The sequence below is a fragment of the Dietzia cercidiphylli genome (genome assembly GCF_039531545.1).
GTDB classification, from domain to species: domain Bacteria; phylum Actinomycetota; class Actinomycetes; order Mycobacteriales; family Mycobacteriaceae; genus Dietzia; species Dietzia natronolimnaea.
In genome coordinates, this window is sequence record NZ_BAAAQG010000009.1 from 22953 (window position 1) to 46733 (window position 23781).

The window sequence follows — 23781 nt, forward strand, 5'->3', positions numbered from 1 at the left end:
TGGGTTCAGTAGGTGAACGGGAAGCTCTTCCAATACATCCGCATTCGCAGCCACACGCCGTACAGACCGCGCGGTTCGAACAACAGGAACGCCACGATGAGGCCGCCGTACAGAATCGCCTCGACCTCGAAGATGTTGGGGCTGGCGTTGGGTGCAGTGGAGATGAACGGGAACAGGTGGGCGACCTCCGCCGAGATCCGGGGAAGTGACGCGATCAGCAGGGCGCCCATGATCGACCCGGAGATGGTCGCGGCCCCGCCGATGAAGACGATGGCGACGAACTGGATCGACATGATCAGTCCGAACTGCTCCGGCCCGAAGTGTCGGTTCGCGACGAACAGCAGTGACCCGCACACGCCGGCGTAGAACGACGAGACCGTGAACGCGATGAGCTTGTAGCGCGCCAGGTCGACGCCCATGACACCTGCCGCGATGTCGCGATCGCGGATCGCCCCGAAGGCGCGCCCGATCCGCGAGCGGGCGATGTTCCGGGCCGCGAGCGCCCCGATCAGGAGGAGTGCGAGGAAGAACCAGTACAGCTTCTGGTCCGAGGTGAACGCACTGTCCAGGGTGAGGTCGTTGCCGAACACGACGGGGCGCGGTGCTTCGCGACCGACTCCCGGCCCCCCGGTGACACTCGACCACTCGGTGAAGATGTAGGTGCCGAGGAACACGAGGCCCAGCGTCACCACCGCGAGATACAGACCCCGCAGCCTGGTGGCCAAGGGGGCGACGACCACCCCGCAGAGCGCCGCCATCGCACCCGCGGCGATGATCCACACCGGGACGAAGGTGATGCCCAGGCCCAGTGCGCGCCCTTCGGGATCGCCGGCCACCACCGATGCGGTGTACGCCCCGACCCCGACGAAGAACGCGTGGCCGAGGGAGATCTGACCTGCGTAGCCGGTGATCAGGTTGAGCCCGATACCGCCGATGGCCAGAACGAGTCCCAGGCCGAGGATCCGCAACAGGTCGTCGCTGACGTTGAACGGCAGGAGTACCGCGATTCCGATGAGTATCGCGGCGCCGACCGCCTTGGCGCGCGTGTTGAACAGCGCCTGTTCCTGCCGGTAACTGGAGTACAGCTCCGGCCGACCGCGGGGCCGTCCGAAGAAACCGGTCCGACCTCCGGCCCCCGACTGCGACGTCGGGGATCCCGATGCGGACCCGGCCGACCCGCGGGACCCGCTCGAGGTATCGGATGGGTCCGCTGAAGATACGAGATGGCTCATACCCGTTCCACCTCCTTGGTGCCGAACAGTCCGTGTGGCCTGACGAGAAGCACCGCCAGCATGATGATCCAGGGCATCAGCGGTCCGAGATTGGTGGTGAGTTCCGGGAACCACTGGTTGTGATAGGTCGACACGACGGCCTGGGCGATACCGATGGTCAGGCCGCCGATGATCGCGCCACCTATCGAGTCGAACCCGCCGATGACGATCGCGGGCAGTGCGATGAGTCCCACCAACCACAGGGTGTTGCCGATAGGACCGCCGGTCGCGGCGAAGATCCCCGCGATCGCGGCCAGCGCACCGGCCATCGCCCACGACAGCGCGAAGATCAGGCTGGCACTCACCCCCTGGGCCATCGCGGCCTCCTGGTCGGAGGCGACCGCCCGCATCGCCAGGCCGACCGAGGAATACCGGAAGAACAGCAGGAGGGCGATGACGATCACCGTGGCGGTGACGAACGCCGCCACGTGCCTGTGTTGGACGACGACCCCGGCGATCACCGAGACGTCGGTTCCCCACGGGTCCCCGACCGACCGCGGTTGAGAACCCAGGAACATGCCGGCGATCGTGCGGAGGACGATATCCAGTCCCACGGTGATGATCGCGATGATGAACACCGCCTTGCCGATCATCGGTCGGATCGCCGTCCGTTCGACCAGCAGAGCCACGACGCCGATGGCGACCACCCCGAGGATCGCTCCGACGTAGAAGCCCATCACCGGAGCGAGGAAGCTGACGATGATCGCACCGGACATGAGGAACGCGGGCTGCGCGAAGCTGATAACGCCGGTGGCCTTGAAGATCATGACGAAGCCGATCGCGACGAGTGCGTAGATGGCACCCGAGCCCAGACCGACGCTCAGGGCACTGAGAAACTGGGTCATCGTGCCCCCTCGTACAGCTCGTCGACGAGGTCCGCGAACATCCCCGTCACCGCCGAGCGCTTGACCTTCTGGGTCGCGGTCAGCTCGCCCTCGTCGTGATCGAGTTCCTTGGGCAGCAGTGCGAACGCCTTGACCTGCTCCACGGCGTTGAACCTCTCGTTGGCGGTGTCGACGACCCCCTGCACCAGCTCGCGGACCTCGGGTTTCTCCGTCAGGTCGCGGTAGGTGGTGTAGGCGATCCGTTTGCGGGTGGCCCAGTCGCCGACAGTGTCGAGCTCGATCCCGATGAGCGCGGTGAGGAACCTGCGGCCGTCGCCGATCACGAGGGCCTCCTTGATGTAGGGGGACACCTTGAGGGCGTTCTCGACCTCCGACGGGGACACGTTCTTGCCGCCGGCGGTGATGATGATGTCCTTCATCCGGTCGGTGATCGTGACGTGGGTCCCGTCGACCCATTCGCCCACGTCCCCGGTGTGGAGCCAGCCCTCGGCGTCGATGGTCTCGGCCGTCTTCTCCGGGTTGCGCCAGTACCCGGCGAACACCGCCGGGCTCCGGACCAGGATCTCGCCCGTGGTCTCGTCGATCTTCAGCTCGGTGCCCTCGTGGGGCTCACCCACGGTTCCGAGCTTCACCCGTCCGGGCTTGTTGGTGGTGGCGATCGCCGAGTTCTCGGTCATCCCGTAGAGCTCGTGCATCGGTACACCGATCCCCATGAAGAACTTGAGCACCTCCGGGGCGATCGGCGCAGCTCCGGAGACCGCGTAGCGCGCGTACCGCAATCCCGTCCGGACCCGCAGCGCCCGGTACATGCAGATCCACCCCAGCACGTACCACGTGCGGCTGGCCGGGGTGTGCCGGCCGCCGTTCGAGACCAGGGCATCGCCGATCCGCTCGGCCCGCGCCAGCCAGAAGCCCGACCACTTCCGCTTGAGCCAGGTGGCGTCCTCCAGACGAATCTGGGCCGAGGCCAGGAGTTTCTCCCAGATCCGCGGAACACCCATCACCAGGGTGGGCTGCACCTCCTGGAGGTTCTGGGGGACGGTGTCGATGGACTCGGCAAACGTCACCTGGAGCCGGCTCGCGCAGCTCATCCAGGTGGTGAAGAAGCGCTCGGCGACGTGCGAGAGCGGGAGGTAGGTGAGCACGTAGTCGGACGGTCCCGGCGGCGGATCGGACGTCCCCCCGCGGGTCATGACGGTGTCGATAGCGAACTCGACGTTGGACGTGGTGAGCATGGCTCCCTTGGGCGGGCCGGTCGATCCCGAGGTGTAGACGAGGGTGATCAGGTCGTCGGGCTGTGCCTGCTCCATCCGCCGGTTCACCGCCCCGTCGTCCCTCTGACGGTGCTCGCGACCGAGTGCAAGGAAGTCGTCCCAGTAGATGAGGCGCTCGTCGTCGTAGTGTCCCCGGATCCCGCGCGGCTCCAGGTACACGATGTGCGCGAGGTCCGGACACTGGTCGGAGACCGCCAGTGCCTTGTCCACCTGTTCCTGATCCTCTGCCACCAGCAGCCTGACCTGGCTGTTCTCCAGCAGGTATCCGACCTCCGCGGCCGGGTTGGTCGGGTAGACCCCCACGCTGACGCCCCGGACGGCCACTGTCGCGATGTCGCAGATCAGCCACTCGGGCCGGTTCTCGCTGTGGATGGCGACGCGGTCCTGGGTGTCGATCCCGAGCGCGATGAGCGCGTGCGCGACGTCCTGGATCTGGTCCCAGTACTGCGCCCAGGTCGTCGGTTTCCAGACACCCCGGGACTTCCTCCGCAGTGCCACGTCGCCGGGGTGGGCGGCGGCGTTGTCGCGGACCCGCGTGGCCAGAGTGGTGGTGCTCATCAGCTCCCCCCTCCGGACGCGGGCGCCGCGGCCTGGCCGCCCAGGTAGGCCTCCACCACCGCCGGGTGACTCTGGACCTCCGCGGGGGTGCCGAGGGCCAGCGGGGCGCCGAAGTCGATGGCCAGCACGCGGTCCGCGATGTCCATGACCAGACTCATGTCGTGCTCGACGAGGATCATCGGGGTCTTGAACTCCTGTCGGATCGAGAGCAGGAACCGAGCGGTGTCCTCGGTCTCCTCGAGGTTCATCCCCGCCACGGGTTCGTCGAGGAGGAGGATCTCGGGTTCCATGGCCAGCGCCCGCCCCAGCTCGATGCGTTTCTGGATGCCGTAGGGCAGCAGCCCCACCGGGAGCTTGCGCCACGCCTGGAGTTCCAGCAGGTCGATGATCTCCTCGACCGCGGCGCGGTTCAGTTCCTCCTGGCGTCTGGCCGGCCCCACCCAGGCGATCGCCGCGAGCGTGCCGTAGCGGAACTTCACGTGCCGGCCCAGCATGAGGTTGTCGACCAACGTCAGGTTGGCGAACAACTCGACGTTCTGGAACGTCCGGGCGACCCCCAGGCGGGCGATCTTGTGCGGACGCATCCCCAGGAGCTGTTGTCCCCTGAGCTTCACCGACCCCTGCTGCGGCCGGTACACGCCCGAGAGGACGTTGAAGATGCTGGTCTTCCCGGCGCCGTTGGGGCCGATGATCGCGAAGAGCTCGTCCGGGTTGACGGTGAAGTCGACGCCGTCGATCGCCTTGAGGTTCCCGAAGGCCAGGCTCACCTGCGAGAACTCGACGACCGGGGTGGAAGTGGACGGGTTCGTCATGACGCCCACCTCTTGCGCCGCCGGTACTGTTTGACGTCGCGGTAGGACGTCGTCTCGTCGGAGTCCGAGCGCGCGCCCAGGTAGAACTCGCGGATGTCGTCGTTGTCGAGCAGGTCCGCGGCGGGCCCGTCCATGACCACGCGGCCGGTCTCCACCACGTACCCGTGTCGGGCGATCGACAGCGCCATCGCCGCGTTCTGCTCGACCAGCAGCACCCCGGTCCCCTGCGAGTTGATCTCCACGATGATGTCCCGGATCTGCTCCACCATCTTGGGCGCGAGGCCCAGGCTCGGCTCGTCCAGCAGGAGGTATCGCGGTGCGGACATGAGCGCCCGGCCGATCGCCAGCATCTGCTGCTCGCCGCCGGACAGGTAGCCGGCGACTCGCGACCTGCGCTCGTGGAGGACGGGGAAGAGCCCGTAGACGCGATCGAGGCCCTCGCGGAGGTGGCGGCGCGTGACGTGCGCGCCGATGCGCAGGTTCTCCTCGACCGAGAACTCCTTGAAGATCCGTCGCCCCTCGAGGACGTGCTTGACGCCGTGTCGCGCGATCGCGGGTGCGCTCAGCGAACCGATGTCCTCCCCGTCGAGGGTGACCGACCCCTTGGTGATGGCCCCGTTGTGGACATCGAGTAGTCCGGAGAGGCTGCGCAGCAGCGTCGACTTGCCGGCTCCGTTCGCGCCCAGCAGCGCGACGATGTGGCCGTCCGGCACGTCGAAACTCGCACCTCTGATGACGAGCATCGCGTCGTCGTAGACGACCTCGAGATTACGAACTGATAACACTCGGCCTCCTGGTGTGATGGAGACCACACTATTCTCAGGTGTCCGAACATTTCTGTGTTTAGGCCGATTTCTCTGATCATGTTCTCGGCGGCGCCGGGCTGGGCGAAGTCCCTGCGGGTGGCGCCGGAGTCGTGATACGTGAGGCCGGTCCACCGTCCTCGACCTGATTGACCTGCGACGATGCAGACCCGCGCGAGATCGGGTCCGGCGAGGACGGACGCGGCCAGGCGAGGCGTCGATCGTCTCTACACGTGTGTTAACCCCGTCATCGGACCCTGTGGATCGGCCCGGAACCCGGCGTCCGGAGCCTCCTCAGGCCAGGGTCCCGACCCGGTCGACGGCGGACACCGCGTCGGCCACCACCTCTACACCCGGAGCGGCCCCCGGGCGGCGCACCACGACCACCGGCACCCCGAGTTCGGCGGCCACCGCCATCTTCGGCCAGGTGTGCACGCCTCCCGAGTCCTTGGTCACCAGCACGTCCGCCCGGTGCGCGGTGAACAGCGCCCGCTCGCCCTCGGCCGAGTAGGGACCACGGTCGAGCAGGAGCCGCCACCGGGCGGGGATCGTCCCCTCGGGCGGGTCTACCACCCTCACCAGCGCCTCGCGGGTGGCGAGCGGACCGACGAACCTCGCTAGTGACTGTCGGCCGACGGTGAGGAACGGGCGGCCCCCGAGGTCCGCGGCGGCCGCCGCCGCCTCGTCGTGCCCCGACACCCAGTGCCACCGGTCGGCGCCGGGGGCCGCCGACCAGCCCGGTCGTTCGAGCCGGAGCAGGGGCACGCCGGCCTGCGCACACGCGGCGGCGGCGTGAGCGGAGATCCCCGCGGCGAACGGGTGCGTGGCGTCCACGACCACGCGGACCCCCTGCGTGGAGAGGTGGTCGCGGAGCCCCTCGACCCCGCCGAAGCCGCCGATCCGGACCCGGCCCACGGGCAGGCGCGGACGCGCCACCCTCCCCGCCAGGGACGAGCAGAACTCGTGACCCGCGTCCTGCAGCAGTCTCGCCAGCTCCCGCGCCTCAGCGGTCCCACCCAGGACGAGGATCACCGCTCCGACCCCGGCGGCAGGGACGGCATCTCCGGCGCGCCCTCGCGGGCCAGCTCCAGCAGGGCGTCCAGGTCGAGGTGCTCCTCCGCCAGATCACCCAGCAGGTCCAGTCGCCTCTCGCGTGCGGCGGCGAAGTCCACACCGGAGGGTTCGCGGACCCGGCCGACACGGGCCGCCACCTCCGCGAGGTAGGCCTGACGGAACCCGTCGGACTCGAGGCTCCCGTGCCACATGGTGCCCGCCACACCGTCGCGCCTCGCACCCCCGAGGAACTCGGGGTCCGCGCCGAGGCCGATCCGCCCGTGGTGGATCTCGTACCCGGCCGCCGCGTGACCGAGCGCCTCCCCGGTGGGCAGCCGCAGGACCTTCTCCGGCCCGAACTCCGTCTCCACGTCCAGCAGCCCGAGCCCGTCGACCTCCGCGCCCTCGGGACCCTCCACCCCCTCCGGGTCCCGGACGAGTCGGCCGAGCATCTGGAAGCCACCGCAGATGCCGAACACCGACCCCCCGGCGTGGGCGTGGTCGATCACCGCGCGGTCCAGACCGCGGGAGCGGAGCCAGGCCAGGTCGTCGATCGTCGCGCGCGTGCCGGGCAGGACCACCAGGTCCGCGCCCCGGACGGTCCGGGGGTCGGTGACGAACTCCACGTCGACGTCCGGCTCCAGCCCCAGCGCGTCGACATCGGTGACGTTGCTGATCCGGGGCAGCCGGATCACGGCGACCCGCAACGCCCGGCCGGCGTCGGCGCGGCGACCGCCGATGTCCAGCGCGTCCTCGGAGTCGAGCCACACGTCGGGGCTCCAGGGCAGCACTCCGTGGACCCGCCGTCCGGTGAGCGCCTCGAGGTGGTCCAGCCCCGGTCCGAGGAGCGAGGGGTCACCGCGGAACTTGTTGACGACGAAGCCTGCGACGAGCCGCTGGTCAGCCGGCTCCAGGAGTGCCACCGTGCCGTACATCGCGGCGAAGACCCCGCCGCGGTCGATGTCGCCCACCACGACCACCGGCATGTCGGCGTGACGGGCCAGGCCCATGTTGACGTAGTCACCGGCACGGAGGTTGATCTCGGCAGGACTGCCCGCGCCCTCGCACAGCACCAGGTCGACCCGGTCGGCCAGGTCGTCGTATGCGGCATGGGCGGCGGTGGCAAGATGCACGCGACCGTCGACGAAGTCCCTGGACGAGACCGTCCCGGCGGGGCGGCCCATCACCACCACGTGGCTGCGCCGGTCGCCGCCCGGCTTGAGCAGCACCGGGTTCATCGCCACCTCGGGCTCGGCGCGTGCCGCGAGGGCCTGGATCCACTGCGCGCGCCCGATCTCCCCGAAGCCCGCCGGCCCCCGGACGACCATCGAGTTGTTGGACATGTTCTGCGCCTTGAACGGCGCGACCCTGACGCCCCGCCGGGCGAACGCCCGGCACAGCGCCGTCACCACCACGCTCTTGCCGGCATCCGACGTGGTGCCGGCGACGAGGAGGGAGGCTGCCATGGGGATCGATCCTAGCCGCGCCCTCCCCCACCCCCGCCGAGGTGCTCCGCCGAGGGTCCGACAGGCCGCGACGGTGAGGGGAACCCCGCGTTCCTGCTGGTGACACGCCCGCCAAATGCCCAGCTCAGAACGTATTTGAGATCACTGCGGACAAATGCGCTCCGGCGGTTCGCAATATGGCACGCTCGGCCTCGTGCAGTTGTCCAGGTTCTCCGATCTCGCGCTCCGCGCCCTCATGCGTCTCGCCGTGGCCGACGGGCGCGGGGACCGGATGACCGCCGGGGGCATCGCCGAGTCGGTGAACGCGTCGACGAGCCACGTGGCCAAGACCGTCTCCCGGCTCGTGGAGCTCGGCCTCGTCGAGTCCCGGCGGGGCCGGGGCGGTGGTCTCGCGATCACCGAGGCCGGTCGTCAGGCGTCCGTCGGGCAGCTGCTGCGTGAGCTCGAGGGACCGGGCGAGGTCGTGCAGTGCGAGGGCCCGGCGCCCTGCCCGCTGGCCGGCAACTGCAGCCTCCGTCGAGCCCTGGCCGAGGCCCGCGAGGCGTTCTTCGCCGCCCTCGATCCACTCACCGTCGCGGGCATCGTCCACACCCCGACCCGGCAGGTCCTGCTCAGCCTGGGCCCCGCCCCCTGACCGGTCGGCGACCACCGACCCACACCCCATCGCAGCCCGGCCCCTCAGGATGCCCGGGCGACCCCGTCGCGCCCACTGGAGGAGATCCGCATGACCACGTCACTCACCTCGCTCGAGACGATCCTCGCCCACCCGCGGGAGCTCTCGCCGCACAACGTCCCGATCATCCGCGAGACGCTCCCGGTCATCGGGGCGCACATCGACGAGATCACCCCGGTGTTCTACCGCACGATGTTCGGCAACCACCCCGAACTGCTTCGCGACACCTTCAACCGCGGCAACCAGAAGCTGGGCGCCCAGCAGCGCGCACTCGCCGCCTCCATCGCCACCTTCGCGACACTGCTGGTGGACGGGAGGAGCCCGGTCGACATGCTCGCCCGGATCGGCCACAAGCACGCGAGCCTCGGGATCACCGCCGACCAGTACCAGGTGGTCCACGACAACCTCTTCGCCGCGATCGTGGAGGTGCTGGGCGAGGCGATCACCCCGGAGATCGCGGCCGCGTGGGACGAGGTGTACTGGATCATGGCCGGCGTCCTGGTGGACTTCGAGAACGCCCTCTACGCCGAGGCCCGGGTCGAGCCGGGAGACGTCTTCCGGACCGCCGTCGTCCTGGGCCGGGAGGACGTCACCGACTCCGTCACCGTGCTGACCCTCGGCGGTCCCGACGGTGGCGACCTGCCGGACTTCCGACCCGGCCAGTACACCTCCGTCGGCGTGGTGCTGCCCGACGGCGCGCGTCAGTTGCGTCAGTACTCGCTGTCGGCGGCGCCGGGGTCGGGCACGTGGCGGATCGGCATCCGCCGGGTCGACGCGGTCTCCGGTGGCGCGGGTCCGTGCCCCGCCGGTGAGGTCTCCGGGTGGCTGCACGCCCACGCCCGGGTCGGCACCACGCTCCAGGTCACGCTGCCGTTCGGTGACCTGGTCCTGGACGCCGCGGGAACCGGGTCGGGCCCGGACGCGGCACCGGTCGTCCTGTGCTCGGCCGGGATCGGCATCACCCCGATGCTCGGCATGATCGCTCACCTGTCGGCGACCGACGATCCCCGGCGCGTGCTGATCCTGCACGCGGACCGCTCGCCCGACCAGCACGTTCTGGCCGATGAGGTGGCCGGCGAGTCCTCGCTGCTCGCCGACGCCGAGGTGCACACCTGGTACGAGCACGGCGCGGACACGACCGCCGGACCGGGCGCGGTCCACCACGGCGTCATGGACCTCTCCTCCGTCGAGCTCCCGGCGGGCGCACACGTCTTCCTGTGTGGGCCCACCGGCTTCCTCCAGTCGGTGCGCGCGACGTTCATCGAGGCCGGCGTGCCCGAACAGCGGATTCACGCCGAGCTCTTCGCCCCCAACGACTGGCTGGTCTAGTCCCGCGGGTGTGCCCGACGACCGCCGCGCTCACGATCAGCCCCACGCGAGGGAGCACCCGCGGTCACAATGGGACCCGATGACCCCCTCTCACGACCACCAGCACGCCGAGTCATGCGTCGCGGCGGTGCCGCTCTTCGCCCGGCTCTCACCCCGGCAGCAGGCCGAGGTGGCCTCGATGGCGCGTCCGCTCCGCGTCGAGCGCGGCGAGTGGATCGTGCGCGCGGGGCAGTCGTCGCCGCGATTGCTCGTGGTGCACGAGGGGCTGGTCAAGGTGGGCCGCACGGCGGAGGACGGCCGCGAGGCCACGCTGCGCCTCCTCGGCCCCGGCGACGTCGAGGGCGAGAGCGGCTTCCTCACCGGGACACGTCCGGAGAACGACTGCGTCGCGCTCGACCCCACGACGATGTGCGTCTTCGAGCACGGTTCGCTGGCCGGGCTCCTGAACCGATACCCGGACATCGGCGCATCCATGCTGCGCTCGCTCGCCATCCGCCTGGAGTCCACCGAGCGGATGCTCGCGGCCCGCACGCTGGCCGACGTCGGCGCACGTCTCGCCTCATATCTGCTCGACCTGCCCGCCGTCCGAGGCGTCGACGGGGTGGTGACGGTGCGACTGCCGATGTCCAAGAAGGACGTGGCCACCTACCTCGGCACCATCCCCGAGACCCTGAGCCGCCGACTCGCCGCGCTCGGGCGCGAGGGTCTTGTCGAGGTGCGCGGAGCCGAGGTCGACCTGCTCGATCCGGAGGGACTGGAGGAGCGGGCGGGCGGGGCTTGACCTAGGTCATGGGAACCCTCCCGTTCGGGCGCTACCGTCTGAGACGTACCAGTTCAGACCAGGGAAAGGACCCCGTCATGAACGTCACCTCGATCTTCGGCACGCTGCTCGGACTCGTCGTCCGTGAGGCCTCCGCCCACTGCGACACCGAGGACGGCCCGGCCGTCACCGACGGCCGCCGTGCCCTCGACAGCGGCAACGTCAATGTCGCCCTCAAGTGGGTCCACCCCGGGGGCGAGGACGAGGTCCGCGCCGTCTTCGACAAGGTCCGGCGCGTCCGGGTCGCGGGCGGCGAGACCAGGGAGGTCGCCGACAGGTGGTTTCTCGAGACCTTGGTCCGCGTGCACCGCGCGGGCGAGGGCGCCGGCTTCAGCGGACTCGCGCCCGCCGGTGCCGGCGTCGACCCTCGGGTGGTGGCCGCCGACGAGGCGCTGGAGCTCGGCAGCATCGAGCCCCTCAGGGGCCTGGTCGACGAGGACCGGTGGGACGAGCTCGAGCGTCGTTTCGACCACGCCATCGCGCTCAGGGGCTTCGACCCCGACGACCTCGTCGCCGCCCGCGAGTACATGGACGCCTACGTGCGATTCTTCAAGTACGCCGAGGGGCACGACCACGACCACCACGGTCACGACCACCACGAGCACGCGCCCTGATGTGGTGGCTCACCCGCGTCCGATCCGACTCAATGGAACCGACCCTGCGTGCCGGGCGGCTCGTTCTCACCAGGTCGCTCCGCCGGTCCACACCGATCCGCCGGGGCGACCTGGTCGTGGTGGATCACGCCGAGGTGGTCGGCCGCGTGCTCAAGAGGGTGGTCGGCCTGCCCGGCGAGCGCATCGAGATCGACGGCGGCGCGGTCCGCGTGGACGGCGTACCCCTCGAGGAGTTGTACGCCTCGTCGTCGTACTACCGCGGTGACTTCCACGTCCCGGCCGGGCACTATCTCCTCCTGGGTGACAACCGCGACTCCTCCTCCGACGGCCGCACCTGGCGTCAGCCCTACGTCGAGAGGTCGGCCATCACGGGTCGGCTCAGCGGGCGATGCCTCACCGCGTGACGTCGAGAACCCGGGTTTCAGTACCCCGGGTCACTCCGGCAGCGCGTCCAGTCCGGCACCCTCGAAGGTCCGGCGGCCGCGTTCGGAGGTCACGAGCTCGCGGAAACGGTCGGCCGCCACCCGTTCGGCCTCGCCCCCGGGCCCGCTCTCCCCGCTGGGGACGCGGGCCAGGACGTACCGGGTCGTTCCCGCCGACCGCATCAGGTCCCGCTCGCGACCCTCGGGACTGACGGGCGCCACCCACCCGTGCGAGCTCGCGACGTCAGTGCGGTAGACGATCCCGACGTCCATCTCGTTGTCCGCGAGCCGGGCACTGAGCGCGCGGGACCCCTCTTCCCATGTGACGTTCGTCGGCTCTACCGCCGAGACGGAGAGCACCTTCTCGGTCGCCCTGCCGCACGGGGTGTCCGGCGCACACAGGCCCACGCGCAGGTCCGGGCGGGACAGGTCGCCCAGTCCGCGCACGCCTTGGGGGTTTCCGGACGGTACCGCCACGACCACGTGGTTCCGGGCGAAGATCTGCGGTTCCGCGGCGGCTCCCTGTGCCACGGCGAGGTCCATCACCTCCTCGCTCGCGGAGGCGAAGACGTTGAGGTCCGTGCGGTCGGACAGCCCCTCGGCGATCTCGTCCGACCGCCCCAGTTCGAGGTGGACCCGGACCCCGGGATTCTCCTCCTCGAAGATCTGGATGAGGTCGGTGAACGCGACGGACAACGACGGCGCGGCGGCCACGCCGAGCGAGACGGTCGCGGTGGCCTCCGGTTTCTCGGTCGCACACGCGAGCCCGGAGCACACCAGGGCCACGCCCACCACCGCGATCCCCTGACGCCGACCCACCGGTCAACCCCCGGCGAAGGGGGGCAGGATGTCGATCACGGAGACCCCGTCGATCGAGGCGAGGGGGTCGCGCGTGGTCTCCTCGCCGATGAGGAAGGACGACACCGTGACGATGCTGGCCAACGGCTCACCGTGCCTCTCGCAGACCTCCCGGGCCAGTTCACCGATGGTCGTCGCGTCCGTGTGGAGGCGCTCGCGGGCGGTGCCGGCCGCGTCCTCGGCCGCCGCGTAGTACCCCACGGTGATCATTCTCGATGTCCTGCTCACGGTGTCGACTCTAGCCCGTGCCCCCGACGCGCCGCCGCCGCTTTCGGTGACACGTCATCCGCCTATGGCGCCCATCGACCGGCGCGGCCGGTGGAACGCCGTCCCACCGATGCCGTGTCCGGCCTGCTTACCCCACATCGCCCCGCGCCACACCCGGGCGATCTCCGCGTCCTGCGCCCCGGAGCGCAACACACCCAACACGTCGGTCTCGTCATCACTGAACAAGCAGGATCTCACGGTCCCCTCGGCGGTCAGCCGCGTCCGGTCACAGGCCGCGCAGAAGTTGCGGGTGACGGTGGCGATCACCCCGACGTGGGCCGGGGACCCCGCGACCGAGCGTCCGGCCACCTCCCACAGTTCGGCCGGGGCGGACGGGTCCTCGCGACCGGCGGGCACCAGGTCGAAGCGCGCACCCAACACGTCGAGCAGCTCCTGCGCCGTGACCATCTCGACCCTGGACCAGGTGTTGTCGGCGTCGAGCGGCATCTCCTCGATGAACCGCAGCTGCACGCCCTCCTCGAGAGCCCATTCCAGCAGGTCGGGAGCCCCCGGCAGGGTGGCCCTCATCGGCACGGCGTTGACCTTGACCGGGGCGAGTCCCGCCTCGACCGCGGCACGGACCCCGCGGAGCACCGACGGCAGCCGGTCGCGACGGGTGAGCTCGGCGAACTCGAGGCGGTCGACCGTGTCCAGGGAGATGTTGATCCGGTCGAGCCCGGCCTCGACCAGTGCGCCCACCCGGTGCTCGAGGCCCACGCCGTTGGTGGTGAGGGCGACCGGAAGGTCAGGGCACGCCTCCCGGGTCCCGGCGACGATCCTCTCGAGGTCCTGCCGCATCAGGGGTTCGCCGCCGGTGAAGCGCACCTCGCGGACCCCGAGGTCGTGATGCGCCAGCGTGACCAGCCGGATCACCTCGTCGGTGGTCATGCGTGCGGCCTCCGGGATGGGCGGCAGCCCCTCCTCCGGCATGCAGTACGTGCAGCGCAGGGAGCACTTCTCCGTCAGCGACACGCGCAGGTCCCGCCCGGTGCGACCGAAGGTGTCGATGAGCAACGGGGTGGCCGGCCGCGCGCCGTCGGGGCGCGGCCGAGGGCTCGGGATGTCGGTCGCGGTCACGCGCACCTCCGATCTGCCGGGCGTTCTGGTCGAGTGTAGGCGCGTGAGCGCCACCCCGCCGTCTACCTCTCCGGCACCTCCACCTCCGGGTTCGGCCCGAGGAGGGTGAGCTCGTGGATCTCGTCGCGCTCGGCCTGCGCTCTCAACTGCGGCGCGATCAGCCGGGCGAGGTGGTACCCCAGCACCACCACGAGGGTGCCGAGCGCGATCCCGCCGAGCTGGAAGTCGTCCGTCACGGTCAGGGTCGTATCGCCCACGGCGATCACCACGCCCGCCGCCACCGGGACCAGGTTGAGCGGGTTGCCGAAGTCGACCCGGTTCTCCTTCCAGATCTTCGCCCCGAGCAGGCCGATCATCCCGTAGAGCACCACGGTGATCCCGCCCAGCACGCCGCCGGGCGTCGCCGAGATCACCGCGCCCAGCTTGGGCGAGCAGCCCAGGAGGATCGCGGTCAGCGCCGCCACCACGTACGCGGCCGTGGAGTAGACCTTGGTCGCGGCCATCACCCCGATGTTCTCGGCGTACGTCGTCGTCGCCGATCCGCCGAACGAGGTGGCCAGGACGGTGCCCGCACCGTCGGCGGCCAGGGCGCGGCCCATCAGGCCGTCGGTCTCGGTGCGCGTGATCTCGCCGATCGCCTTGACGTGACCCGCGTTCTCGGCGATCAGGGCGATGATCCCGGGGACGATCAGCAGCACGAACGCCAGGGAGAAGTCGGGCGCGTGGATGCCCACCACGCCCGCGGCCTCGTCGGTCATGGGCGGCAACCCGAGCCACGGCGCGTCCCCGACGCCCGACCAGTCCACCCGCAGGTGCTCGGTCACCTCGCCGGCGGTGGCGCTGAACGAGGTGATCGGACCGGTCACCAGGTCGAGCACCCAGGACAGGACGTAGCCGAAGATCAGCGCGAGGAAGATCGCGATCCGGCCGGCGAAGCCCTTCAGACCCACCGTCATCAGGATCAGCGCGACCATCACCGTCAGCGCCACCCACTGGTCCTGCGGCCAGTAGGTCTCGGCCACCACGGGTGCCAGGTTGAAGCCCAGCAGCATCACCACGGCGCCGGTGACGACCGGGGGCAGCACGGCGGTGACCACGCGCCCGCCCACCACGTGCACGATGACGCCGACCACGGCGAGGGTCGCACCCGCCACCAGCATCGCGCCGGTGACCTCCGCGCTCGTACCGCCCTGCGCGCGGATCGCCGCGACCGCCCCGACGAACGCCACCGAGGTGCCCAGGTAGCTGGGGACCTGCCCCTTGACGATCGCCAGGAACAGCAGCGTGCACACGCCGGAGAAGAGGATCGCGAGCTGCGGGTTGAGCCCCATGATGATGGGGAAGACGAACGTGGCACCGAACATCGAGACCACGTGCTGGGCGCCGATGCCGATCGTCCGGGGCCAGCTCAGGCGCTCCATCGGGGCCACGACCTCGCCGGGCCTGATGTTCTTGCCGTCGCCGTGGACAGACCACAGCTTCCTCGAACCCCGCGCGCCGTCCGCCACCGTCTCCCCTTTATTTCCCCGCCTGCGCCCCGCGCGCGGACCGTAGGCACAGTACAACGCGATTACCGTGGGGGCATGGCCTCCCACCCCGACCGCCCGACCCACCCCGTATCCCGGCCGTCTCCCGCCGGGTACCGAGAGCTCCTGCGCACGCATCTCGCGCCGGTGCTGGAGCGGGCCGCCCAGAGCACGCGGTTGCCGGTCGTGGCGTGCGCGGACTCGGTGCTCGCACGGGACCTGCTCGCGTCGGTGGACCTCCCCCTGTTCGTGAACTCGCAGATGGACGGCTACGCGGTGCGGTCGGCCGACATCGCCGGGGCCGGTCCGGACTCGCCGGTGCGGCTCCGGGTGGTGGGGACGACCCACGCCGGTGACGGACCGGGGCCACGGGTCGACGACGACGAGGCCTGCAAGGTGATGACCGGTGCGCCGGTCCCCGAGGGTGCCGATTGTGTGGTCCCCGTGGAGGACACCTCCATCGGGGATCCCGCCGATCCCTCGGGCGGCCGACCGGCGACGGTCCTGGTCCACGCGCCGCGGGCCGCCGGGGAGTTCATCCGGCGGCCCGGAGACGACGTCCGCGCGGGCGACCTCGTGATCCCCGCCGGGACCCGGCTCGAGGCCCGGCACCTCGCGGCGGCGGCCTCGCTCGGGGAGTCCGGCCTCGACGTGCGTCCGCGACCGCGGGTCGGCGTGGTGGCCACGGGCGCCGAGCTCGTCGCGCCCGGGCGGCCCCTGGAGCCGGGCCAGATCTGGGAGTCCAATTCGATCACGCTCGCCGCGGCGCTCAAGGCCTGCGGGTGCGAGGTCACCGCGACCGTGATCAGCAGTGACGACCGGGACGACTTCACCGCGGCGCTCGACCATGCCGCCGGGGACGCCGACCTCGTGGTGACCGTCGGGGCGGTGTCCATGGGCGACGCCGAGGTGGTGCGTCAGGTCCTGGCGGACCGCGAGGGGGCCCGCTTCGCCCCGGTCGCCATGCAGCCCGGCGGTCCGCAGGGGCTCTCGTCGTGGCGGGATGTTCCTGTGGTCTGCCTGCCGGGCAATCCGGTGAGCGCTCTCGTGTCGTTCGTGGTGCTGCTGCGTCCGGTCATCCTCGAGGCAGTCGGTCGCGTGCCCGTGCCGACCACCCGGGCCCGGCTCTCCCGCGCGGTCGGCTCCCCCGCCGGGAAGACGCAGTACTTGCGTGGTGCCCTGGCCGCCGAGCCCTCCGGCGGGGACCTGCCCGGCATCCCCACGGTCGACCCGGTCTCCGGCCCGGGCTCGCATCTCGTCGCGTCCATGGCCCGGGCCGATGTACTCATCGAGGTCCCCGCCGACGAGACCTCACTGGCGGCGGGGGACGAGGTGGCCGTCATTCCGCTCTGAGCGGCCACCACCTCTCCACCGCCACCAACGACAAGAGCGTTCCGCACACCCGCCTCTCGGGCGATGTGTGCGGAACGCTCTTGTCGACGGGCCTGGACCCGGGGTCAGAACCAGTGTTTACGTCCACCGACCGCCCGGCCGGCTGCGCCGAGGATGAAGAGGATCACGCCGATCGCCACGAGTACGAGGCCGATCGTCCAGAGGATGGGGATGTCCAAGAGGAATCCGAGGATCAAGAGAATTGCGCCAAGAATGATCATTGGTTCGTCCTTTCACTTTAGTCGGATCAGGATGAACCGAGCGTATATGGGTCGAGCCCGAACCACGACCGATCAGAGCTTCGCAGGCAGGCGAGCACGCTCGTCCGGGCATACGTGGCGGCCTCGGCGTCGGCAAGACCCGCCCGATCCGCACTGCGCAGCTGAATGAGGCGCTATTCTCAGAAAACCTTCACCACAGCGGGCGGTAAGCGCACCCAGCATTCGCGGGATCGCCGCGATCCGAAGCATCCGGCACCACCCCGGTCGACCCCCGGGACCGCCCTCCCAGATCGCCCGCGCGGTCCCCGGGTTGGCTCGGCCGGGTCATCCAGGGGTCCACCATGTCGCAGTCGCCCACCTCGTCGTCGTCCCATTCCACGTCTCCCGCTCCCCCCGGCGCGTCGATCCCCCGCCGCACCTTCCTCGGCGGCACCGGCCTCCTCCTCGCCGCGGGTGCCGCGGGCGCCGCGTTCGGCTCCTCGGCGATCCCGGGCACCACGCCCGCCGCCGGCGCCGCGGTCGGCGAGGGCCGGATCCGCCGGCGACCCAACATCGTCATCATCATGACCGATCAGGAACGGCGGCCGATGTTCTGGCCTGAGGGGTGGGCCGCGCAGAACCTGCCGCAGCGCCAGCGGTTGATCGACACCGGCCTGTCCTTCAATCTCAACGCCTGCAACTCCACGATGTGCTCGCCCAGCCGCAGCACCATGTTCACCGGTGTCTACCCCGCCCAGCACGGCGTCTACCGCACCCTCACCTCGGGCGGGAGCCTGTCGGATGCGGAGCCGCAACTGTCGCCGACCACGCCCAACATGGCCGGGTTGCTCGCCTCGGCCGGGTACGACGTGCACTACCGGGGCAAGTGGCACATGAGCAAGGGAGCGGACGGCCTGGACCCGACTCCCGCCGACGTCGAGTCCTTCGGCTTCCACGGTTGGAGCCCGCCGGAGGCGGGTCAGGACATCAAGCCGGAGAACTTCGGTGGCGGAACCGCGAACAACGACCAGCGCTACGCCGACGAGGCCGTGGGGTTCCTGAACTCGGTGCCGAACGACCCGGATCGGCCGTTCGCACTGGTCGCCAGTTTTGCGAACCCGCACGACATCCTCGCCTATCCGCAGACCTGGGACCTGACGATGCCGGACGGTGGTACCAACTACCTCGATGCGGCACCGGGCTGCTTCCAGATGGGCATCGACCTGCCGCCGACGTTCACCGAGGTGCTGGCGCTCAACCACAAGCCCCGCGCCCAGACCCAGATCAACCTCGCCTCCCAGGTCGGGCTCGGCGCCCTGGTGGGCGAGGAGAAGGCCCGCAACTACGCCAATCTCTACGCGTACATGCAGCAGGTCGTGGACCAGCACATCGGTGCCGTCATCGACGCGGTGGAGAGCAACGACCTGCGGCGGGACACGATCATCATCCAGGTCTCCGACCACGGCGAGATGGCCATGTCCCACGGCGGGATGCGCCAGAAGGTGTTCAACGCCTACGAGGAGACGATGCTGGTGCCGCTCGTGATCAGCAACCCCGGGCTGTTCCCGACCGGGGTGACGACCGATGCCCTGTCGAGTCTCGTGGACCTCATGCCCACCCTCGCGACGATCGCCGAGGTGGCGCCCGAGGTGCGAGCCGGTTTCGGCTTCCGCGGGACCGACCTGTCGCCGATCATCTCCGACGCCGTCGAGAACCCGGGGGCGCCGACCCGAGAGGTGCAGGACGTCGTCCACTACGTCTTCGACGACGACAACATCGGTCAACCCGACGGGCAGACCTCGGTCACCCAGCCGAACCACCTGCGCACGGTCCGGGACCGCACCCGCAAGTTCACGATGTACTTCGATCCGCAGTGGGTCGAGCCCCCGGTGTTCGAGATGTACGACCTCGCGGCGGACCCCCTGGAACTGCGGAACCTCGCGAACCCGTTCGCCCCGCTGCAGTTCCGTGCCGACATGTTCGCCGAGATGCTGCCGGTCCTGCTGGCGCAGATGGCGGAGAAGGGGACCACTCCCGCCGGGATGCCGGCGGACCTGCCGCTTCCGACGGGGCCGATGGGATCGCTCGGCTCGGTGGGGTCCTGAGTGGCGGAGCCACCTTCCGATCTCCGCTGGTCAGCGGCCGACTGTGCTGTCCAGCGCCTGCTGCCAGAAGTCGGCCTCCAGCCTGGTGGCCGTGCGGAACACCTCGGTGAGCTCGTCGAGACGGCGGTCGGTCAGCCCTCCCCCGGACAGCACGTCGAGCTGTGCGATCGCGGCGCGGGACGCGGCGGTGAACTCCGCGCCCGAGTACTCGGCGATCCACTCGCCGTACGGGTGCCCGGCCCGGCCGCGCTCTCCCGTGCCGGGCTCTTCCGTGCTGCCGCGCTCGGTGAGCCGGGGCTGCAGGTGTGCGCCGATCTCGGCGTAACCGATCGTGCACGGCGCCAGTGCCACGTGCAGGTCGAGCAGGTCGCCGACCATGCCGCAGTCGAGTACGTAGCGGGTGTAGGCGACGGTGGCCTGCTTCTCGGCGGCGGCCTCGAGGGTGGCGCGCGGGATTCCCCAGCGTTCGGTCAGCCGCAGATGCAGCTCGGTCTCGGCCAGAATCGCCCCCGTGGCCTGGTGCGCGGCGGTGATGTCGGCCAGCGTGCGGCTCTTGAACGCGGCCAACGCGTTGGCGCGCGCGAACTGCACCAGGAAGTGGAAGTCCTGGATCAGATAGTCGCGGAACACCTCGAGGGGCAACGTCCCGCTCCCGAGCTCCTCGACGAACTCGTGCCGGGTGTAGGCCTCCCACTCGGGGCGGCAGCGATCCTTGAGGGTCTCGAACAGGTTCAACTCAGGTCTCCTGGGGTCGTGGTCGGAAGGCGGCCGATGTCCCCGGAACGGTGCCCGATCCGCATGGCCCGGTCTCCACGACCCTAGTCAACGCTGGTCTCCGCTGAACGCCGTACTCGACTGGGCGGGACGCCCTCCCACCTGGTGAACGTCCGGGTGAAGGTGGCGGTCTCGGAGTACCCGAGCTCGCGTGCCACCTCCGCCACGGGTACACGCAGCGCCAGTAGATCCAGGGCCCGATGATGCCTCACCTCGTCGAGCACCCGCCGGAACGAGGTCCCCTCCGCGGCCAGGCGGCGACGCAGGGTGCGGACATCGACGTGCAGCTCACCGGCCACCTCCGCCATCGACGGCCAACTCAAGCGCTCGTGCTGCAGCCGACTGCGGACCTGCCCCGCCACGCCCACCCGCGCCACCCGGTCGTCGAGCAGGTCGCGGCACTGCCTCTCGAACAGCTTCGCCGTGTTCTCGTCGCCCTGCGGCAGCCGCGCGTCCAGCCGCTCACGGGTGATCACCAGACGGTTCCGCTCCGCGTGTGGCCGGACCTCGTCGGCGGTCAGTCCCCACGCCTCACCGAGGATCACGGCGCTCTCCGGGCCGAGGGTCGTCTCGAGGCCGGTGGTGCCGACGTCGATCTGGGCTCCACGCAGGGCCGCCGCCAACCCCGCCAGGTCGCGTTCCACCACGAAGGCGCGTACATCCGCGGGGATCTCGTCGTCCGCGGCGACCAGGAAGGCCTCCTCCGGGTCGGTCCCGGCGGCGGCATCCTCGTCGAGCGAGAACCGCAGGTGCGTGGGCGAGAGCGCGAGGTACGGGATGGCCCGATCGAGCGCGGCCCGCACGGTGGGACCCGCGAGCATCATGAAGCCGATGACGCCGGTCCGCCCGAGGGTCGAATGCGCGCCGATTCCGGCCCCCAGACCCGGTCGGTCCCCGAGCCGGCCCAGGAGATTGCGGATCACCACGAACTCCTGATGCGCCCAGATCTGCGCGGTCTCGTCGTCGAGATCCAGGGGGTCGAGCCCGGTCCCGGCCAGGCACTCCCTCGTCGTCATCCCGCGTGCGACGCCGCCGTCCACCATGATGCGGATCCCCTCGGTGCCGCGGGGCACCGCCCACACGGGGGACGCGGAGTCCGACGGCGAGGTCATCGCCCGACCGTAGCAACGCACACCGCCGGGTGACCGAAAATGCCAAATGTGCGACCGCCGACGCCCTATCCCCGGCCCTCGTCGGTGGCTACCGTCACATCCATGACTCTCGCCAGCGACAACCGCACGGGTACCGAATCGGCAGGACCGACCGGGCTGGCCGAGGCGATCGGGGAGCTCTACGCGCGGGCCAAGGCCGAGGTGGGCAAGGAGGACCTGGACCACATCCGCCACGTCACCGCCTACGGGCAGGCGATCGACGCCCGCCGCCGCGAGCTGTTGCGCGAGGGGGGTCCGCGCGCGATCCGCCGGGCCACCGCGCTGGAGATGATGTACCGGCTCATGCAGTTCTCCGAGCTGGGCCACAACATCGTCCACGGCAGCTACGACCACCTGCCGGACAACGGCGAGTACCACTCGGACCGCTACGACTGGGACTTCAACGTGGACACCGGCCACTGGAAGACGATGCACCACGCGGGCCACCACCCCAACACCAACATCGTCGGCAAGGACCACGACCTCGGCTACAGCGTCTTCCGCGGCAGCGCGGGCCAGGACTGGTACGGCCACCACCTCGGGCAGGTGGCGTTCATCTCCGCGCTCGCCGCCATGGCCCCGGTCGCGGCACCGTTCTTCCTGGCCAACATCGCGCGCAAGGTCGACCGCCACCCGTTCTTCAGCGCCTACACCCTGCGATCGCCGGCCAGGATCGCCCGCCGGGACGCGCGCCGCCGATTCGTGGACGAGCCCTTCCGCTCCGGATGGAAGCCGCTCCCGACCCTGGTGGCCAACTATTTCGGCGGAGTCGCGGGCTACATGTCCGTGCTGTTCCTGGTGCTCATCGAACACCACGCGGGCGAGCTGGAACTGTTCACCGATCCCGGCCCCGACGAGACCCCCGACCAGTACTACGAGCGGCAGATCCGGGCGACCCGCAACTTCCTGCCGAGCCCGCAGATGGACGAGGCGCTGACCCGCATCCTGGAGGAGGAGGTGCCGTTCGAGAACCGTCCCGACCTGCGGATCTTCTATGGCGGCCTGGACACGCACGTCGAGCACCACCTGTTCCCCGACCTGCCGCCGTCCATGCAGCGCAGGATCGCGCCGGAGGTGCGCGCCATCGCCGCCCGGTACGGGCTGCCGTATCACGAGACCCCGCTGCTGGAGACGGTGCCGCTCATCGCCAAGACGCTCACGGGCCTGTCCGTGCCGTTCGGCGAGCGGGAGTTCGGGCGGCCGGCCGAGTTGCTGCGTGACCCCCTCGCGCTCGGGCGCCGCGTGATCTCGGGCTTCACCTACCGACCCCTGCCCGAGTCCCCGTACCTGGACAAGCCGCGCTTCCACAATGTCCCGGCGAGGGTCCTGTCCGCGACGCCGGTCGCCGGGGGTGACGCGCTCTCCGTGCGCCTGGCCAGGCCGCGTGGGTGGGAGGACGTGGAGTGGGACGCCGGGGCGTACGTGTCGGTACGGGTGGAGGTCGACGACGACGACCACGGCACCGGCACCGGCACCGCCACCGGCCGCGTCGAGTTGGTCCGTCAGTACAGCCTCGTCCGCGACAGCACCGATTCGCGGCTCGACGGATCGGACGCCCTGGAGATCTGCGTCAAGCGGGTCGCAGGGGGTCGGGTCTCCGCCCGCGTGAACGACACGCTGAAGGCGGGGCGCTACCTCACGCTGGTCGGCGTGCCGCAGTCGTCGGGAGACTTCGCGATGGACTCCCCGGCCACCCCGTCACTGCTCATCGCCGGTGGGGTGGGCATCACGCCGATCATCAGCCTGCTGCGCCGCATCGCCCGCGAAGCCGGGGCCGGGGCCGACGCGACCCTGCTCTACTTCAACCGAGACGAGCGCTCGCTGATCTACGAGGCCGAGCTCCGCCGACTGGCCCGCGACTCGGGCATCACGCTGCACCTGTTCACCGACGCCCCGTCCGAGCGCGACGGCCTGACCACCGGACGCTTGGGCCCCGAGCTGCTGCGGAGTCTGGTCCCGGACGCCGCCGAGCGCGAGACCTACGTGTGCGCGCCGGCCGCCATGATCGATCTGGCCCGCGGGTGGCTGCGGGACCTCGGGCAACCGGCCGAGCGCTTCCACGCCGAGTCGTTCACCGCCCCCGAACTCGAGCGACCGGCGGACGACGGCAGCCGCTACACCGTGCGCTTCCGTCGCAGCGGGACCTCGGTCGAGATCGACGGGGCCACGACCCTCCTCGAGGCGGCGGGCCGGGCGGGCATCTCCGTCCCGACCGGATGCGAACGCGGACTGTGCAAGGCGTGCGTGACCGGCAAGCTCAGCGGAACCACGCGCGCGGAGTCCCGGGCGGCCGCGGGTGCGACCGACGCCGTCGTGCAGGAGCGGATCACCGTGTGCACGTCCATGGCCAGCTCGGACATCGAGCTGGACCTCTAGCTCCCGCCCCGGCGGGCCCGTCGCGTTCCCCGGTGGATCCATCGCGTTCCCCGGTGGATCCATCGAGAAGGACGTTCCGCGCATTTCTACTCGGCGGATGTGCGCGGAACGCTCT

The 23781-nt window shown here is 70.4% G+C and carries 22 protein-coding genes; 8 read left to right on the forward strand and 14 right to left on the reverse strand.

Going from position 1 to position 23781, the window contains the following annotated elements:
• Nucleotides 1-5: 5 nt before the first annotated feature.
• The 7 genes from ABD250_RS10045 to ABD250_RS10075 all read right to left on the reverse strand — a co-directional run bounded on the left by ABD250_RS10045 (nucleotide 6) and on the right by ABD250_RS10075 (nucleotide 8082).
• Entirely contained in the window at nucleotides 6-1232 is a 1227-nt protein-coding gene (locus ABD250_RS10045; protein ID WP_179524135.1) for a branched-chain amino acid ABC transporter permease, read from the reverse strand.
• Nucleotides 1229-2116 (reverse strand): branched-chain amino acid ABC transporter permease, encoded by an 888-nt coding sequence (locus ABD250_RS10050; RefSeq protein ID WP_179524134.1) that lies wholly within the window; start codon nucleotides 2114-2116, stop codon nucleotides 1229-1231. The genes ABD250_RS10045 and ABD250_RS10050 overlap by 4 nt, the downstream gene beginning before the upstream one ends.
• A complete protein-coding gene (locus ABD250_RS10055; RefSeq protein ID WP_182658919.1) occupies nucleotides 2113-3948 on the reverse strand; it encodes an AMP-dependent synthetase/ligase in 1836 nt (611 codons plus the stop codon). Before ABD250_RS10055 ends, ABD250_RS10050 begins: the two co-directional genes overlap by 4 nt.
• Nucleotides 3948-4760 carry an ABC transporter ATP-binding protein gene (locus ABD250_RS10060; protein ID WP_182638973.1) on the reverse strand — a complete coding sequence of 271 codons (813 nt, stop codon included), beginning with the start codon at nucleotides 4758-4760 and terminating at the stop codon, nucleotides 3948-3950. The genes ABD250_RS10055 and ABD250_RS10060 overlap by 1 nt, the downstream gene beginning before the upstream one ends.
• On the reverse strand, nucleotides 4757-5545 hold the full coding sequence (locus ABD250_RS10065; protein WP_182658920.1) for an ATP-binding cassette domain-containing protein: 789 nt from the start codon (nucleotides 5543-5545) through the stop codon (nucleotides 4757-4759). Before ABD250_RS10065 ends, ABD250_RS10060 begins: the two co-directional genes overlap by 4 nt.
• A 312-nt stretch (nucleotides 5546-5857) precedes the next feature.
• Nucleotides 5858-6595: a cobalt-precorrin-6A reductase gene (locus ABD250_RS10070; RefSeq protein ID WP_344392064.1), complete on the reverse strand. Its 738-nt coding sequence runs from the start codon at nucleotides 6593-6595 to the stop codon at nucleotides 5858-5860.
• Nucleotides 6592-8082 carry a cobyric acid synthase gene (locus tag ABD250_RS10075; RefSeq protein ID WP_182658211.1) on the reverse strand — a complete coding sequence of 497 codons (1491 nt, stop codon included), beginning with the start codon at nucleotides 8080-8082 and terminating at the stop codon, nucleotides 6592-6594. Before ABD250_RS10075 ends, ABD250_RS10070 begins: the two co-directional genes overlap by 4 nt.
• A 193-nt stretch (nucleotides 8083-8275) precedes the next feature.
• On the opposite strand from ABD250_RS10075, the gene ABD250_RS10080 reads away from it, so the two are divergent.
• From ABD250_RS10080 to lepB, 5 genes are all read left to right on the forward strand, one after another.
• Nucleotides 8276-8716 (forward strand): Rrf2 family transcriptional regulator, encoded by a 441-nt coding sequence (locus tag ABD250_RS10080; RefSeq protein WP_182658210.1) that lies wholly within the window; start codon nucleotides 8276-8278, stop codon nucleotides 8714-8716.
• 90 nt (nucleotides 8717-8806) lie between these two features.
• Complete coding sequence (locus tag ABD250_RS10085; RefSeq protein WP_182658209.1) at nucleotides 8807-10084, forward strand: globin domain-containing protein; 1278 nt, start codon at nucleotides 8807-8809, stop codon at nucleotides 10082-10084.
• Nucleotides 10085-10163: 79 nt separating this feature from the next.
• Nucleotides 10164-10865: a Crp/Fnr family transcriptional regulator gene (locus tag ABD250_RS10090; RefSeq protein ID WP_182658208.1), complete on the forward strand. Its 702-nt coding sequence runs from the start codon at nucleotides 10164-10166 to the stop codon at nucleotides 10863-10865.
• Between the two features lie 77 nt (nucleotides 10866-10942).
• The gene (locus ABD250_RS10095) at nucleotides 10943-11518 is read left to right on the forward strand and encodes a DUF6448 family protein (RefSeq protein WP_182610283.1); all 576 of its coding nucleotides are present in this window, start codon (nucleotides 10943-10945) and stop codon (nucleotides 11516-11518) included.
• Entirely contained in the window at nucleotides 11518-11922 is a 405-nt protein-coding gene (gene lepB, locus ABD250_RS10100) for a signal peptidase I (protein WP_277817570.1), read from the forward strand. Before ABD250_RS10095 ends, lepB begins: the two co-directional genes overlap by 1 nt.
• Before the next feature lie 30 nt (nucleotides 11923-11952).
• Here the strand turns inward: lepB and ABD250_RS10105 are convergent, their stop codons facing one another.
• From ABD250_RS10105 to ABD250_RS10120, 4 genes are all read right to left on the reverse strand, one after another.
• A complete protein-coding gene (locus ABD250_RS10105; protein ID WP_182658206.1) occupies nucleotides 11953-12759 on the reverse strand; it encodes a substrate-binding domain-containing protein in 807 nt (268 codons plus the stop codon).
• Nucleotides 12760-12762: 3 nt separating this feature from the next.
• On the reverse strand, nucleotides 12763-13026 hold the full coding sequence (locus ABD250_RS10110) for a ubiquitin family protein (RefSeq protein WP_259847878.1): 264 nt from the start codon (nucleotides 13024-13026) through the stop codon (nucleotides 12763-12765).
• A gap of 54 nt (nucleotides 13027-13080) precedes the next feature.
• Nucleotides 13081-14142, reverse strand: coding sequence for a GTP 3',8-cyclase MoaA (gene moaA, locus ABD250_RS10115; RefSeq protein ID WP_338404149.1), 1062 nt, complete (start codon nucleotides 14140-14142; stop codon nucleotides 13081-13083).
• A gap of 62 nt (nucleotides 14143-14204) precedes the next feature.
• Entirely contained in the window at nucleotides 14205-15563 is a 1359-nt protein-coding gene (locus tag ABD250_RS10120; RefSeq protein ID WP_241737168.1) for a uracil-xanthine permease family protein, read from the reverse strand.
• A gap of 162 nt (nucleotides 15564-15725) precedes the next feature.
• On the opposite strand from ABD250_RS10120, the gene ABD250_RS10125 reads away from it, so the two are divergent.
• A complete protein-coding gene (locus ABD250_RS10125) occupies nucleotides 15726-17021 on the forward strand; it encodes a molybdopterin molybdotransferase MoeA (protein WP_344392073.1) in 1296 nt (431 codons plus the stop codon).
• 104 nt (nucleotides 17022-17125) lie between these two features.
• Here the strand turns inward: ABD250_RS10125 and ABD250_RS10130 are convergent, their stop codons facing one another.
• The gene (locus ABD250_RS10130) at nucleotides 17126-17281 is read right to left on the reverse strand and encodes a DUF6131 family protein (RefSeq protein WP_179524124.1); all 156 of its coding nucleotides are present in this window, start codon (nucleotides 17279-17281) and stop codon (nucleotides 17126-17128) included.
• A gap of 341 nt (nucleotides 17282-17622) precedes the next feature.
• On the opposite strand from ABD250_RS10130, the gene ABD250_RS10135 reads away from it, so the two are divergent.
• A complete protein-coding gene (locus tag ABD250_RS10135; RefSeq protein ID WP_182657891.1) occupies nucleotides 17623-19365 on the forward strand; it encodes a sulfatase family protein in 1743 nt (580 codons plus the stop codon).
• A 30-nt stretch (nucleotides 19366-19395) separates the two neighbouring features.
• On the opposite strand, the gene ABD250_RS10140 is transcribed toward ABD250_RS10135, so the two are convergent.
• Together ABD250_RS10140 and ABD250_RS10145 are read right to left on the reverse strand one after the other, a co-directional pair.
• The gene (locus ABD250_RS10140) at nucleotides 19396-20100 is read right to left on the reverse strand and encodes a TenA family protein (RefSeq protein ID WP_182657892.1); all 705 of its coding nucleotides are present in this window, start codon (nucleotides 20098-20100) and stop codon (nucleotides 19396-19398) included.
• An 83-nt stretch (nucleotides 20101-20183) separates the two neighbouring features.
• A complete protein-coding gene (locus ABD250_RS10145) occupies nucleotides 20184-21251 on the reverse strand; it encodes an AraC family transcriptional regulator (protein WP_182657893.1) in 1068 nt (355 codons plus the stop codon).
• A 102-nt stretch (nucleotides 21252-21353) separates the two neighbouring features.
• Here ABD250_RS10145 and ABD250_RS10150 point away from each other — a divergent pair, with 102 nt between their 5' ends.
• On the forward strand, nucleotides 21354-23666 hold the full coding sequence (locus tag ABD250_RS10150; RefSeq protein WP_182657894.1) for a fatty acid desaturase: 2313 nt from the start codon (nucleotides 21354-21356) through the stop codon (nucleotides 23664-23666).
• Nucleotides 23667-23781 lie beyond the last annotated feature (115 nt).

Bases quoted from the DNA above. Each gene is read 5' to 3' on its own strand.
- ABD250_RS10125 (WP_344392073.1), top strand. From the start codon at position 15,726: ATGGCCTCCCACCCCGACCGCCCGACCCACCCCGTATCCCGGCCGTCT.
- ABD250_RS10135 (WP_182657891.1), top strand. From the start codon at position 17,623: ATGTCGCAGTCGCCCACCTCGTCGTCGTCCCATTCCACGTCTCCCGCT.
- ABD250_RS10090 (WP_182658208.1), top strand. From the start codon at position 10,164: ATGACCCCCTCTCACGACCACCAGCACGCCGAGTCATGCGTCGCGGCG.
- ABD250_RS10075 (WP_182658211.1), bottom strand. From the start codon at position 8,082: ATGGCAGCCTCCCTCCTCGTCGCCGGCACCACGTCGGATGCCGGCAAG.
- lepB (WP_277817570.1), top strand. From the start codon at position 11,518: ATGTGGTGGCTCACCCGCGTCCGATCCGACTCAATGGAACCGACCCTG.
- ABD250_RS10045 (WP_179524135.1), bottom strand. From the start codon at position 1,232: ATGAGCCATCTCGTATCTTCAGCGGACCCATCCGATACCTCGAGCGGG.
- ABD250_RS10130 (WP_179524124.1), bottom strand. From the start codon at position 17,281: ATGATCATTCTTGGCGCAATTCTCTTGATCCTCGGATTCCTCTTGGAC.
- ABD250_RS10150 (WP_182657894.1), top strand. From the start codon at position 21,354: ATGACTCTCGCCAGCGACAACCGCACGGGTACCGAATCGGCAGGACCG.
- ABD250_RS10145 (WP_182657893.1), bottom strand. From the start codon at position 21,251: ATGACCTCGCCGTCGGACTCCGCGTCCCCCGTGTGGGCGGTGCCCCGC.
- ABD250_RS10060 (WP_182638973.1), bottom strand. From the start codon at position 4,760: ATGACGAACCCGTCCACTTCCACCCCGGTCGTCGAGTTCTCGCAGGTG.
- ABD250_RS10120 (WP_241737168.1), bottom strand. From the start codon at position 15,563: ATGGAGCGCCTGAGCTGGCCCCGGACGATCGGCATCGGCGCCCAGCAC.
- ABD250_RS10085 (WP_182658209.1), top strand. From the start codon at position 8,807: ATGACCACGTCACTCACCTCGCTCGAGACGATCCTCGCCCACCCGCGG.
- ABD250_RS10095 (WP_182610283.1), top strand. From the start codon at position 10,943: ATGAACGTCACCTCGATCTTCGGCACGCTGCTCGGACTCGTCGTCCGT.
- ABD250_RS10050 (WP_179524134.1), bottom strand. From the start codon at position 2,116: ATGACCCAGTTTCTCAGTGCCCTGAGCGTCGGTCTGGGCTCGGGTGCC.
- ABD250_RS10055 (WP_182658919.1), bottom strand. From the start codon at position 3,948: ATGAGCACCACCACTCTGGCCACGCGGGTCCGCGACAACGCCGCCGCC.